This window comes from Persicitalea jodogahamensis, from assembly GCF_014651615.1.
Lineage (GTDB): Bacteria > Bacteroidota > Bacteroidia > Cytophagales > Spirosomataceae > Persicitalea > Persicitalea jodogahamensis.
The window spans coordinates 51,231-65,518 of record NZ_BMXF01000003.1; the positions used below are offsets into that span (position 1 = coordinate 51,231).

General features: G+C 53.0%; 8 protein-coding genes. 6 read left to right on the forward strand and 2 right to left on the reverse strand.

The window, feature by feature from the left end; all coding sequences use genetic code 11:
* Nucleotides 1-13 precede the first annotated feature (13 nt).
* Together IE117_RS15635 and IE117_RS15640 are read right to left on the reverse strand one after the other, a co-directional pair.
* The gene (locus IE117_RS15635) at nucleotides 14-3,130 is read right to left on the reverse strand and encodes a SusC/RagA family TonB-linked outer membrane protein (RefSeq protein WP_189565435.1); all 3,117 of its coding nucleotides are present in this window, start codon (nucleotides 3,128-3,130) and stop codon (nucleotides 14-16) included.
* Nucleotides 3,131-3,465: 335 nt separating this feature from the next.
* Nucleotides 3,466-5,091 carry a tetratricopeptide repeat protein gene (locus tag IE117_RS15640; RefSeq protein WP_189565436.1) on the reverse strand — a complete coding sequence of 542 codons (1,626 nt, stop codon included), beginning with the start codon at nucleotides 5,089-5,091 and terminating at the stop codon, nucleotides 3,466-3,468.
* Between the two features lie 312 nt (nucleotides 5,092-5,403).
* Between IE117_RS15640 and IE117_RS15645 the strand changes: the two genes are divergently transcribed.
* From IE117_RS15645 to aldA, 6 genes are all read left to right on the forward strand, one after another.
* The gene (locus IE117_RS15645; protein WP_189565437.1) at nucleotides 5,404-6,807 is read left to right on the forward strand and encodes a sulfatase; all 1,404 of its coding nucleotides are present in this window, start codon (nucleotides 5,404-5,406) and stop codon (nucleotides 6,805-6,807) included.
* A gap of 342 nt (nucleotides 6,808-7,149) precedes the next feature.
* Nucleotides 7,150-9,660, forward strand: coding sequence for a glycoside hydrolase family 2 protein (locus tag IE117_RS15650; protein ID WP_229580994.1), 2,511 nt, complete (start codon nucleotides 7,150-7,152; stop codon nucleotides 9,658-9,660).
* Nucleotides 9,661-9,711: 51 nt separating this feature from the next.
* A complete protein-coding gene (locus IE117_RS15655) occupies nucleotides 9,712-10,896 on the forward strand; it encodes a glycoside hydrolase family 117 protein (RefSeq protein WP_229580997.1) in 1,185 nt (394 codons plus the stop codon).
* 60 nt (nucleotides 10,897-10,956) lie between these two features.
* Entirely contained in the window at nucleotides 10,957-11,973 is a 1,017-nt protein-coding gene (locus IE117_RS15660; RefSeq protein WP_189565439.1) for a zinc-dependent alcohol dehydrogenase, read from the forward strand.
* Between the two features lie 32 nt (nucleotides 11,974-12,005).
* Entirely contained in the window at nucleotides 12,006-12,776 is a 771-nt protein-coding gene (locus IE117_RS15665) for an SDR family NAD(P)-dependent oxidoreductase (protein WP_189565440.1), read from the forward strand.
* Between the two features lie 67 nt (nucleotides 12,777-12,843).
* Nucleotides 12,844-14,283, forward strand: a complete 1,440-nt coding sequence (gene aldA / locus IE117_RS15670; protein ID WP_189565441.1) for an aldehyde dehydrogenase — start codon at nucleotides 12,844-12,846, stop codon at nucleotides 14,281-14,283.
* Nucleotides 14,284-14,288 lie beyond the last annotated feature (5 nt).

The window sequence follows — 14,288 nt, forward strand, 5'->3', positions numbered from 1 at the left end:
TACGGATACCTCATTAAAAATTAAACTGAACTCCCCCCAGGAACCTTCTGGAAATAGGGTAGTTTCCGCGGTCAACCCCTCGCAGGAAAATTCCGTCGCCGCCCACTTCGGGATCATAGCCGGTATAGCGCGTGAAGGTGAAGGGGTTCATGGCCGTGAAGTAAATCCGCAGCGTTTCGATTTTACTCTTGAACACCTTTTTGGGCACAGAATAGCCCAGCGTCAGGTTTCGGATCCTCATGTACGATCCATCTTCCAGAAAGTAGTCCGACCGGGCCCGCACATTACTGTGGTAGGCATTTTCGCGGTCCGTGGGTACGTCCGAGTTGGGGTTCTGGGGCGACCACATATAGTACTGGTCGAGGTGACGTCCTTGGGTATACGCATACAGTTTAGCCCCGTTGTAGATTTTTGAGCCGTAGGTGCCATACAGCTGGACAAACAAATCAAAATTCTTGTAAGACAGGTTTGTATTGAAGCCCGACTCAAAAACGGGCTGCCCTGATCCCATATAGACCCGGTCATTGTCATCGATCTTGCCATCGGCGGCATCGGGTACACCGTCTCCATCCGTATCTACCGTGGGCTGATCGACCATCATGAGATCTCCTAATTGAGCGCTTGGATCTATTTTCCGGTAGGCGGTAAGCGCCTCCTGGGTTTTAATAACTCCGGCATTCTGAATCAGGAAGAATGCACCCGCCGGTTGATTGAGAGCCAGGTAAGTGGTATAGTCCACGTTGGTTCCGAGGGAAACCACCGGGCGGCCGTTCGCATAGCCCCGGTTGATGCCGTTGAGGTTGGTCACTTCATTTCGGTTGCGGGTGAACGTAACGCCGGCGTTCCATTTCAGACCAAAGTCGGTTTCATCGCGGTAATTTACGCCCAGCTCGATCCCCTTGTTTACCATGTTCCCGGCGTTCGTAACCCGGGTGTCGAAAACGCCACTGGCCCGAGGCTGGTAAGTACCCGTGGACGGGGGCAGACGCTCGGGCAGCAGCATGTTGCTTTTGTCGTTACGGTAAATATCGGCCACCAGGTCCAGCTTTCCGTTCAACATCGTCAGGTTCAAGCCCAGGTTTTTAGACAGATTGGTTTCCCACTGGATAAACGGATTGGCGTAGCGTCGCTGGATGTTTCCAAAAGCCAGGTCTTCATTCTCACCAAAAGGATAGTTCACCCCGGCCTCGATTTGTGTCGCGTAGGAATACGGGGAAATATTCTGATTGCCCACCTCGGCAAAGCTTGCCCTCAATTTTAGATTGGAGATAAATTTGAGATTCAAACCCTGAAAGAAGGTTTCATCGCTGATGTTCCAGCCGCCAGAAACCCCGAAGAAATTGCCATAGCGGTTGGCCGGACCGAAATTGGACGAACCGTCGCGGCGGAAACTGGCCGAAAGCAGATAGCGATCGTTGTAGTTGTATTGCGCCCGGAACAGTTTTCCAGTGAGCGCATTGGAGAAATTATAGCTGGATGGCTTGGTGCCTGAACTACCCGCTCCCAGGGTCTGGGTATCGTTGTTGAGCAGGCCGATAACGCCCGTGCTCAGTTGTTTCGAGTCAAAGTTTTCGTAGGAAAGTACCCCCAGAACATTAAGCTGGTGCTTGCCAAATTGCTGATTGTATTTAAGCATGGTTTCCAGCACATTCCGCTGGGTAAACGTGAAGTCCTCAGTCAGAATGGCATCCTGGCGCGAAGCCGTAGGGTTGAGCTGGCCGTCGCTGCCATTGACCAGATACTGCGGGCGGAAGAACTTTCGTCGGTAATCCCAGGAGTTTCTGCCCAGATTGGCCTGGACGCTCAGTCCTTTGAGGATTTCATATTCCAGGTTGATGGCAATGTTGGAACTATTGATTTTTCGCTCGTCCACGTTTTTTAACTCCCGGGAGAGGTACCCGTACAGTATCGGGTTGCGCACTGCCAGCTGCACGGTGGCACCTTCCGTGGGTACCTGACCCAAAGGAACCTGCCAAGGGGTTTGGGCGATGGCGTATTCATAGAGCGCGAAGGGCTCCTGCTGCTGGTTTTCAATCGTGTAGCCGACACTCGTGAAGGCTCTGAACTTATCCCGCTTGAATTCGCCGGTGATCCGGTTGCTCAAACGATCAAACCCCGAATTCAGCAGAATTCCATCCTGTTTGAAGTAGTTGGTGTTTACGGCCAACGTCAGGTTGTTTTGTCCGCCACTCACCGAAAGGTTGTAGCTCTGGATGGGGGCGTTGTTGTTTTGGACATCGTGGACAAAATCACTGTCGTAGTCCAGGGCGTTGGGTTGGAAGAAGAAGATAAGGGGTTTCCGGCCAAGCGCCTCCAGCTTAACGTTTTCTTCGTACATCTGCTGCGTGGCATTCATCAGCGGCGTACCCGAAGTGATATTCTGAATTCCACGATAGGCGTTGAGTCCGACTTTCATCTTGCCCCTTTCACCGCGCTTGGTGGTGATCAGTATGACACCGTTGGACGCCCGGGTACCGTAGATTGAGGCAGCACCCCCGTCTTTAAGAATGTCGATGGATTCGATCTGCTCGGGAGCCAGGTTGGGATTCCCCTGAAACGGCACACCATCCACCACGTAAAGGGGGCCGAGTGCACCCGCGCTCAGCGAACCCAGCCCGCGAATCTGCACGTTGGCTGCCTCGCCAGGCCGGCCGCTGGCCGCTTGAACGTTCACGCCCGCGACCTGCCCCTGAATGGCCTGACCCAAATCGGAAACCGGGGACTTGACCAGCATATCTCCCTTGATGGAACCAACAGCCCCGGTCACCTCTTTTTCCTTTTGGGTGCCGTATCCCACTACAACTACTTCCTGTAGAATGTTCTCTGACATGCCCAGGGACACATCGATCGTACTTCTGGACCCGACGGGAATTTCCTGGGCATCATAACCCGTGAAGGAAAACACCAGGGTCGCATTTTCGGAAACGTTCAGCGAGTACTTGCCATTGGCATCGGTTATCGTTCCTTTGGTGGTTCCTTTCTCTACAATCGATACCCCCACCAGGGCATTTTTATCCTGGGCATCCGTCACGATGCCTGACACGGGAGCCTGTCCGTAACTGAACATTGCCATGAACAATGGCCACAGGAAAAGGTGCCGTCGTTTCACTCGGGGAAATGATTTTTTCATACCATCTAGCTTTTTATGTTGAAAAGAATTTTTTCGGAAGCCTAGCACTTTACGACTCATTACGTGCTCCGACTAGCATGACCCAAAAGTGATAGAAATTATGGCCTGAGTAAAATTCACGCACTGTACAAAAACTCAACATTGTGTTTTTTGGCTAAAAACATGGCGTTTTTCCATATTTCTAAATGGACTACCTGCTGTCCGATGGCCCCATTGGACAAACTTCCCGATGACGATAGTCCCTGGAAACCGGGCTCAGGCCAGAAAAAAACCGCCCCTGAATCGAAGTTCAGGGGCGGTTTGCCTAACGTGCTTGGTGAATAGCGGCCGGGTACTTACAAGCCTGAGATGAACTCGGTGAGATTTTCATCCCGCGAGAGCCCCAGTTTTTTTCTCAGCCGATACCGGGTGGTATGAGCGCTGCCTACCGATATGCCCATAAGCCGGGCAATTTCCTTGCTGGAAAAATTGAGCTTAATCAAGGCACATAACTTCTGTTCACCGGGGGTCAGATCAGGAAACCGTTCGTGAAGTTGCTGGTAGAACTCAGTATTCACCGATACGAACCTGGTTTCAAACTCCTGCCAATTCTGGGTATTGCTCACCGAAATCGACTTGATGGCACGTTTGATGTCTCTGGGGCTTACATCGCCTTCCTTACCGGACAGGTCTTTCTTGAGGTTGGCGAGAAGTTCATCTTTTTCGATCAGTTTCAGAGCCGAGGTAGTCAGTTCCTTGTTTCGCAACTCGATTAATTCCTCATCCTGTTGTTTCTCAAGTTCGCGTTTTCGCTGCATCAACTCTTTTTCCGCTTTGTGCCGTGCGCGGAGGGATCCGTAAGAGATGACCCCAATGATAATCAGGAACAGGAGCGATAGGATTAGCAGGGTTTTTTGCAAAGCCCCCACCTGATCCTGATGTTCCAGCTCGATCAACCTTTGTTTTTTCAAAAGCTGCTCCCCTCGTTCCTTTTCTATCCTGAACGCATCCTGAATTTCCAAGAGGGGCCGGTTGATTTTGCTGCGGCTATCAAAATAAATTTCGTTGAGAATCTTAGCTTTGGTCTGGCTCTCATAGGCCATTTTGTAGTTTTTTCGGGACAAATAAAGATTTGCCATCCGTTCGTGGATGAGAGGGGTAAAATCAAGGTGACTGCTGTATTCCTTGGAAAATTTGAGCGCTTTGGCATAGTAAGCGATACCTTCCTCATAATTGTCCATGCTGCGGAAAATGTCCCCCCAATAGGTATAGACCAGCACCAGGTAGGAGGGGTAGTGTTCCAAAAACCAGGGCTCTATTTCCCGGAAGAGGTTCAGGGCTATCTGGTAATTTTGTCGTTTGCTCTCGATGTAGGCCTGTTCAAATTTTAAAAAGGAACGATTGATTACCCCGACATCGTCCTTATAATAAACCAGGCAGCTATCCAAATAACGCCTTGCCTGGGCAGGTTCGTCCAACTCACGAAAGGTCGCCACCAGCGCATAAAAATTTCGGGCTAAAGAAGTCTTGTTCAGTTTCCCTTCTCTGACCAAATCGCGGTTTATCTGTAACGATTTATTGAAGTAGTCCAGAGCTTCTTCCCTTCTTTTGAAATAACTGTACCGGCGTCCCAGATCCATGTATATTTCTGCCTTCAGCCGATCATTCCCAATGCGGTCGGCCAGCAATAGCGCCTTCCATGACTGGTCGTACGCCTCCCGGTAACGCGCCTGGTTTCCGTACACATAAGCCATCTCCATCAGTATCTGCACTGCCTCCGGGTAGTTTTTCTTTTTCATCGTTTCCGCATAGTACTTACTCAGCATGCCCAGTGCACTATCGGGATCGGAATTCCGCACATTTCTAATACGACTAAGGGAGCCCTCGTCGAATTGCAGCCTCAGTGAGTCGATACTGGCACAGGCAATGCTGTGCGAGACCAGAAATAGCCCTGTTGAGAGGATGATTACCAACTTGTTCATTGTGCTCATATCTCTAAATTACTCAGAAACAGCCGTAAATATCACGTACGAAATCGAGATGTTGAGCAATTGATGACCTATAAAGGCTGAATGTTGAGTTCTTGTTGAGTTAAAATAATTCTATTTCACAATAGTTTCAGAGAATTTTACAGTTCTAATCCGCATCGCCTTTCAATGCAGCCTTTAATGACCCGAATCGCTGAATCAATTTTGGACCAAGCGTTACCTGGTGTGCACGAAGCATTGATCGGCGCTACTGTCTGTTTAGCCTAATGAAGTCCTGAATAATAAATGGGGTTGGTATATCAACTTATGAAAGCAATCAATAGCTTTTTCCTTTTCTTCTGTTCTATCCTGCTGGTTTCATTCCATTCGGAATCTTTCGGGCAGTCCAAGCCCAACATCGTCCTCATCATTGCGGATGATGCGGGTTATGCCGATTTCGGATTTCAAGGCAGTAAGAGTATGAAGACCCCGCACCTGGACCAACTGGCGAAGGAGGGGATGAGATTCAAGCAGGCCTATGTCAGTGCCTCCGTCTGTGGGCCTTCCCGCGCCGGGCTGCTGACCGGAAAATACCAGCAGCGGTTTGGTTTTGAAGAAAACAATGTGCCGGGGTACATGAGTCTTTTTGGCATCACCGACGACGATATGGGCCTGCCGCTCAATCAGCGGACCATGGCGGACTATCTGAAAGGAGTAGGTTACAGAACGGCCCTGATCGGGAAATGGCACCAGGGCAATGCCGACCGTTACCATCCCACCAAGCGCGGTTTTGACGAATTCTATGGTTTTCGCGGCGGTGCCCGCAGCTACTTTGCCTTTGACGGTAACAATCCCTTCACTCGCCCGGAAGACCGCCTCGAACGTGGTTTTGCTAAATATGAAGAATCGGATCAGTATTTAACGGATGCATTCGCGGATGAAACGGCCTCCTTTATAGAAAGAAATAAAGACGCCCCCTTTTTTGTCATGCTGTCGTTCAATGCGGTACATAACCCCATGCAGGCAGAAAAAAAGGATCTTGAAGTATTTCCCCAACTAACAGGACACCGGCAGCAGTTAGCCGCCATGACCCTATCCATGGATCGGGCCTGCGGAAAGGTACTTGCCCAATTGGCCGAACTAGGGCTGGATAAAAATACGATCGTGGTATTCACCAACGACAATGGAGGCCCATCGGATGCCAACGCCTCCCTGAACGACCCACTGAGCGGGACAAAGGCTAATCACCTGGAAGGGGGAGTTCGGGTACCTTTTCTGGCGCGGTGGCCAGACCAACTTCCGGCCAACTCCGTGTATGAATTTCCCATCAGCACCCTTGACCTGCTGCCTACCTTTTTCGCAGCGGCGGGAGGAACTCTTCCCGACTCCGCAGGGCTGGATGGAGTCAATCTTCTGCCTTACCTGATAGGGCAGCGGACGGAGCGTCCGCACGAGGTACTTTACTGGAAAAAGGAGTCCAGGGCCGCCATCCGGGAAGGAGACTGGAAGCTGATCCGCTTTCCTGACCGCCCGGCGGAATTGTATCGGCTTGACAATGACATCTCGGAAGAAAGGGATTTGGCAACGGCCCATCCCGAAAAGGTCAGGGAAATGTACAAGAAGCTATTTGCCTGGGAACTGACCTTGGAACGTCCCCTTTGGCAGTTGCAAAGGAAATACGAAGGGGCCGATATCCTTCGTATGGATCAATACCGAAAACCCAGGGAGTGAACTACTGATCAGCGTAGCTACCTCGTCACAGGGTTAACTAAACCGTGCCTTAAAGTGGGTTTTAAATTTAAACTGCTCATACCCGATTCACCGAAAAATGAAGCACCAATTTTATCGATACACTCTCGAAGTATTTGCACTGACTTGTAATCTGAAATTTTCCTGCGCCGGCTTCAGCGTAAAAGTACCTAGCGCCGAGTTGGATGGTCTGGACCCAACGCACCGAGGGTAGCTAAATGTGCCCGGTGGTCACGCCAGATCCTGACCCCGGAATGGCAATGCCTTTGGGGTGATTGCTAGCATTCTTTTGAATTGTCATCAATATTACAAACCAGCCAACTTGTGAAATACCTTGTGTTACTTGTCAGTACTTGCTTTGCTTTTCTGGCTACTGCCCAACCCGGTATTGTCATTTCCCATGAGGAAAACCGACAGGCGGTACGTGACCTGACGGGCTACGAATGGAAAATGAAAATGATGCTGCCGGGGGAAGGAGTAAAAGCCGGACTGCACAAACTACCCCCCGAGGATATCGAAACGCTTGTGTGGAACGCCGCCCAGGTTCCGGGTGATGTCTATACCGATTTGTGGAAGTGCGGGGCCATCGACGATCCCTATTTTGGCCGCAACAGCGTAAAGGCCCAATGGGTCCAGCATTACGAGTGGTGGTACGCGACGCAGTTCGACGTGACGACCGACCTGACCGATCAGCTGGTGTGGCTCAACTTCGAAGGCGTGGATTATAGCTGCGAAGTTTGGCTCAACGGGCAGTACCTTGGCAAGCACGAGGGCGCTTTTTCGGGATTTTCGTTTGAGGTGACCAAGGCCATTCGCTCCTCCAAACTTCGGCTCAAAAACCGTAACATTCTCATGGTGAAGCTTGATCCCCCGCCGCAGGTCAACGCGTTGGTGGCGGGACGCAAGACCCCGTGGTTTGGCGACTACTGGCGCGACCTCATTCCGTTCGGGATCACCCGACCTATTAACATGGTCATGACGGGAGCCAGCCGCATCACTGATCTTTTTGCCAAAACGAAGATCAACACCGATGGCTCGGCGACGGTTGATCTGGAAATTGAAGTGAACAACACCTCCAAAAACCCTTTGTCGATTACCGCAACCAGTTCTATCGAGGGCGAGAATTTCTCCGAAACTCCACGCACACAAGCCAGGGATTTCATACTGAAACCGGGCAAGAACAAGATCGTCCAAACCTATGAAATCCCTGATCCGAAACTATGGTGGCCGTGGGATTTGGGTGATCAGAACCTCTACAAGGCCAAGGTGTCCATTACCCAAAATAAAGTCAATCACGATGTTTTGGAAAAAGTATTCGGCATTCGGGAAGTGAAAATGGAGTGGAATCCCGGGTTTACGCGCGACGAGGTGAGTTTCCCCCGCACGACAACCATCAACGGAAAGTTCCACTTCATCCGCTCGGCCTGCTGGGGCGGGCCGCCCGATATTTTCGTAGGCCGCACCTCAGTGGACGAGTACAAGAAGCTGATTGACCTGGCGAAGGCGGCCAACATGAACAACATCCGTATTTTCGGCTGGCACCCGCCGGAAATTCCTGAATTCTACGAGTACTGCGATCGGGCCGGGTTGACGGTCTGGCAGGACGTCATTCCGCTGGGCACCGGAAACGTACCCCAAGACCGGGAATTCATCGACCGGACCATTGGTGAGGGTATTGCCGTAATCAAGGAACGCCGCAATCACCCTTCGCTGATAATGATGGAAGGCGGCGAAGAAATGTTCCTGCGGGCGACCGACCCTAAGTTTACGCTGAGCCTGCTGGAAGAATTCCGCGACAGTTTGCATACCTACGTGAATCTGCCTTTTGTCCCCGATTCCCCCATGACGGACGAAGCCTCCCAAGAGGCGGGTTTTAAGCCCAAAGAGGCGGTGCACGCCCTCGCTTACTTTTACAGCATGGGCAATTGGCCCATGGAGGAGTGGTTCAGGACCATGGATTACCCGATTGTGCCGGAGTTTGCCATTACGTCAGTCCCGTCCGTGGAAAGCCTGAAGAAATTTATTCCTGAAAACGAAATGTGGCCGCCGGGGCTGAGCTGGGGCCACCATTGGGCCGACCTCGACCACCTCAGGGCGCAGAATTTCGACACTTTCGGAGACCAGAAAACGGGATCGCTGGAAGAATTCGTGAACGCCACCCAGGATTCACAGGGGATAATTTTCCAGCTGGGCATCGAGTATTTTCGCCGCCACAAGCCCCGGCTGAGTGGCATTGCGCTTTGCCATTTCATAACCTATTGGCCCGATATGAAATGGGGGATCGTGGACAACTACCAGCAAACCAAGTGGTCCTATGACTTCGTGAAGACCGCCTATCAGCCGCTGCTGGTCAATTTGAATTTTGAAAAAAGACGGTGGGCAAACCATGAACCCTTCAAAGGTGAAGTGTGGGTCGTGAACGACTTGTACAAACGCTACCCGGACTGTACCATCAAGGTCGATATCCTGGATTCCCAGCGCCGCAAATTGTCATCCACTTCCCACAAAGTAGCGGCAATAGAAGAAAATTCTGCGGCAAAGCTCTTCGATATTCAGGAAAATGTATTGGGCAAGGTTTCTGACAAGTTCCACATCCATTTGAGTTTGACCGATAAAAACGGGAAAGAGCTTTCGGCTAATGATTACATGATGTTAATCGGGGACCAAAGACTTGCTGCCCGGAAGTTTAAAGAAATGGGGACTGAAATCAGGAGAAAGAACGGAAAATTCAAATATGGGAACTACTACCAATTTTTTCCTGCACTCATCGAAGGTACTTACGATAGCCAAACCCAAAATCCGAGAGCAGAGGGTTTTCCTAAATCCAGGAACTGAATCATCGCTCATTTTCAACGAAAATTTCACCTTTAATTTCAAAGAATGCTCATGAAAAAGATAAGTACGATTATAATGCTGATGGCGATTTCGGTAGTGGCCTGTACCAGTTCCAAACAAATAAAAGTTACCGACGAAGAAATGGATCGACTGGGTATCACGGACCGCGAGCACCTGAGCGAGGCTTCCAAGCGCGCGTTAGCCTGGTCGAAGGATTTGGGCAACGAATGGTTCATCGAATTCGGGAAGCTGGAGCCTTTGAAAGGCGATCTGGCCTACGAGGAGGGCGTGGTACGCCGCGACCCCAGTGCCATTATCAAAGCCAACGGAAAGTACTACGTATGGTACACCAAGAGCGTAGGCCCCACGCAAGGATTTGCCGGCGACGTAGAGGAAGATAAGGTCTTTCCCTGGGATCGCAGCGATATCTGGTATGCTACCTCAGAAGACGGCTGGACCTGGAAGGAAGAGGGTATGGCCGTAGGCCGGGGGCCCAAGGGTACCTACGACGCCCGCTCAATTTTCACCACTGAAATCATGGAATGGGAAGGTAAGTACTACCTCTGCTACCAGGTGGTGGAGTCGCCCTACAATGTTCGGGTAAAGGAAAACATCTCCCTGGCCTGGGCAGATTCGCCCGATGGCCCCTGGACGAAGAGCAAGGAGCCCATCGTCAGGACCGCCGATAACGGGGTTTGGAAAGGCAACGAGCAGAATCGTTTTCTAGTCGAGAAAAAAGGCGATTTTGATAGCCATAAGGTGCACGACCCCTGTATCCTGCCTTATAAGGGTAAATTCTACCTGTATTATAAGGGTGAGCAAATGGGTGAGGAGATTACCTTCGGCGGACGGCAAATCCGGCATGGGGTAGCTATTGCCGACAACCCGCTGGGGCCTTACGTCAAGTCGCCCTACAACCCGATCAGCAACAGCGGCCACGAAATCTGCGTGTGGCCTTACAACGGCGGTATCGCATCGCTCATTACGACGGACGGCCCCGAGAAGAACACCATTCAATGGGCACCGGATGGCATCAATTTCAGCATCATGGCCTCTATCAAAGACGCTCCCCACGCCATAGGCCTCAATCGTACGGCGGATGTAGAAAAAGAACCTACCGAAATTCTGCGCTGGGGCCTGACGCATATCTACAACAACGGCAACTACCAGAGCATCATGCGTTTCTCTTCGCGGCGGGTGACCTCTCACGTGGCCAAAGGAGAAAAGGCTGACTAGGAATGTCTGTTTCTTTACTTCAATTACCAACTTATAATATTATTACTAACTACATATAGCGTGAAATCAACTGTATACGAAGGCAACAAGACCTTCACTGTCATTGAAAGGGAAATGGAGGCGCCGGCCCGGGGCGAAGTCCGCATCAAGGTGGCCTACGTGGGCGTCTGCGGCACCGACGTGCACATCTACCACGGCATGATGGACAAGCGCGTGAAGACGCCCCTGACCATCGGCCACGAAATGTCTGGCGTGGTGGACGCCGTCGGGGAGGGGGTGTCGGGGTTCCATATTGGCGAAAAAGTGGTCGTGCGGCCCCTGGACCACCGGGGCCAAAAGCCCTCGGACAAAGGCATCAGCCACATCTGCGAGGACCTGAAATTCATCGGCATCGACTCGCCGGGCGCCATGCAGCAGTACTGGAACGTGCCCGCCTTCACCCTGCACAAACTGGGCGCAACGACCGACTTGAAGCTGGCCGCCCTCATCGAGCCGCTCTCGGTGGCCTGCCACGACGTGCGCATGGCCGAACTCAAAGCCGGAGAAACGGCGGTAGTACTCGGTGGCGGACCCATCGGGATGCTGGTGGCGATGGTCGCCCGGCAGAAGGGCGCGAACGTCATCATCTCGGAAGTGAACGAAACCCGCATCGGGATGGCCAGGGAGTGGGGCTTCACGGCGGTGAACCCGGCGAAGATCGATCTGGTGGAGTTCGTGAAAGGGGAGACGGGCAACCGCCTGGCCGATGTGGTCTTCGAGGTGTCGGGCGTGCAGGCGGCCGTGGACGTGATGACCGAAGTGGCCGGCATCCGGGGCCGGATCGTGATGGTGGCCATCCACGGCCAGCCCAAGTCCGTGAGCCTATTCAAATTCTTCTGGAAGGAGTTAAAGCTCATCGGGGCCAGGGTCTACGAGCCCGAAGACTACGAGGAGGCCATCGCCCTGGTGGAAGGGGGGGCATTGCCGCTGGAGCGCATGATCACGGCGGTAAGGCCCCTGCACGCCATTCAGCAGGTGTTTGAAGACATCGACCGGCAACCCGACGGCATGAAGGTGCTCATGGATTGCCAGGTATAAATATTCTCTCATCATCCCAAAAAATCAACTTCATGAGTGTACTGGATAAATTTAAGTTGGACGGCAAGGTAGCTCTGGTGACGGGCTGTAAAAGAGGCATCGGCAAGGCGATGGCCGTAGCCCTGGCCGAAGCGGGCGCCGACATCATCGGCGTGAGCGCGACGCTGGAAAGGGAAGGGAGTTCAGTGGAGAAAGAAGTGCGGGCCACGGGCCGCGACTTCCGGGCCTACACCTGCGACTTCGGCGACCGTAGCGCCCTGTACGGCTTCATCGGGGAGGTGAAGGCCGACTTCCCGGTGATCGACATCCTGGTCAACAACGCCGGGACGATCCTGCGCGCGCCCGCCGCCGAGCACCCCGACGAGATGTGGGACAAAGTGGTGGAGGTGAACCAGAACGCGCAGTTCATCCTCACCCGCGAAATCGGCAGGGAAATGGTCGCGCGGGGTGACGGCAAGGTGGTCTTCACCGCCTCGCTGCTGACGTTCCAGGGCGGCATCACCGTGCCGGGCTACGCGGCCAGCAAGGGGGCCATCGGTCAGCTGACGATGGCCTTCGCCAACGAATGGGCGGGCAGGGGCGTCAATGTCAACGCCATCGCCCCCGGCTACGTCAGCACCGACAACACCGAGGCGCTGCGCAGTGATCCCGCCCGGGCGGCGTCGATACTGGGCCGGATTCCGGCGGGCCGCTGGGGGGAGCCGGAGGACTTCGCCGGGCCGGTCGTGTACCTGTGTTCCGAGGCGTCGTCCTACATGCACGGCTCCATCATGCTGGTGGACGGCGGCTGGATGGGCCGGTAGTTTCCACTGCCAATTATTTCTCAACAAAAACAACAGAAAGCCAGCATCCATTGGCTGCGAACTACCCATGACAACAGACTATAAACTTTTCATAAACGGTCACTGGACAGATGAATCTTCCGGCACGTCCGAATCTATCACCAACCCAGCCACGGAGGAGGTGGTAGGTACGGTGCAGGTAGGCAGCGAAAGCGATGCCATCCGGGCGCTGGAGGCGGCTGAACTGGCCCAGAAATCCTGGAAGCAGGTACCTGCCCGGCAACGCGCTACGCTCATGCGCGACTTTGCCAACGAAATTCGGGCGCACAAACAAGAACTGGCGGAATTGCTCGTACGTGAACAGGGCAAGCTTTTTTCCTGGGCGCAGGGGGAAGTGGAAGCTACCGCCAGCTTCATCGAGTACGCCTGCGAATGGGCACGGCACATCGAAGGAGATATTCTTCCCTCAGACAACCCCAACGAACAGATTCATATCCAGAAAGTACCGCGCGGGGTGGTGGTAGCCATCACGGCCTGGAACTTCCCGCTGGCTCTGGCTGGGCGCAAAATCGGTCCGGCGTTGGTGGCTGGCAATACTGTAGTGCTCAAACCAACGCCCGATGCCCCGCTGGCCAGCCTGGAACTGTGTAATCTAGCCAAAAAAGCGGGCTTGCCCGATGGAGTCCTAAATATGGTGACCGGCGGCGTGGAAGTAGGTAGGGCGCTCGTGGAAAGTCCGATCACCAAGATGGTAACCATGACGGGCAGCACGCCCACCGGACAGGCCATCTTCCGGTCGGCCGCCCAGAACCTGACTCATGTTCAACTTGAATTGGGAGGAAAAGCCCCTTGTCTGGTATTCGAAGATGCCGATCTGGACGTGGCGGTGGCCGGAGCCCTGCATTCCCGCTTCGACAACTGCGGACAGATTTGTACCTGCAACGAGCGCATGTACGTACACGAAGCCATATATGATGAATTCATGGAGCGGTTTATGGAAAAAGTCAGAGCGCTGAAAGTCGGTGACCCGATGGATGAGACCACTGACATTGGCCCCAAGATGAACCAGGCCGGGGTAGCCGAACTCGAAAGGCTGGTCGCCGATAGCGTCGAGAAAGGGGCCAAAGTACTTCACGGCGGAAAACGGCCGGAGGGAAAATTTTTCGGAAAAGGCCATTGGTTCGAACCCACCATTCTTACCGAAGTGACTCAGGACATGCCCATAGTGCACGAGGAATTGTTTGGTCCGGTGCTCCCGGTGATCAAGTTCAGTTCCTTCGAGCAGGCGATTGAATTCGCCAATGATTGTGAGTACGGCCTGGCTGCCATGGTATTTACGCAGGATATGAACAAGATTATGCGGCTGCACCAGGAGCTGGAATTCGGAGAAATCTACATCAACCGGGGGCACGGCGAGCAGCATCAGGGCTTTCACAATGGCCTGAAAAAGAGTGGATCGGGAGGCGAAGACGGCAAGTACGGCTTCGAACAGTACCTGGAAAAGAAAACTTTTTACATCAAATATTAGGCTGA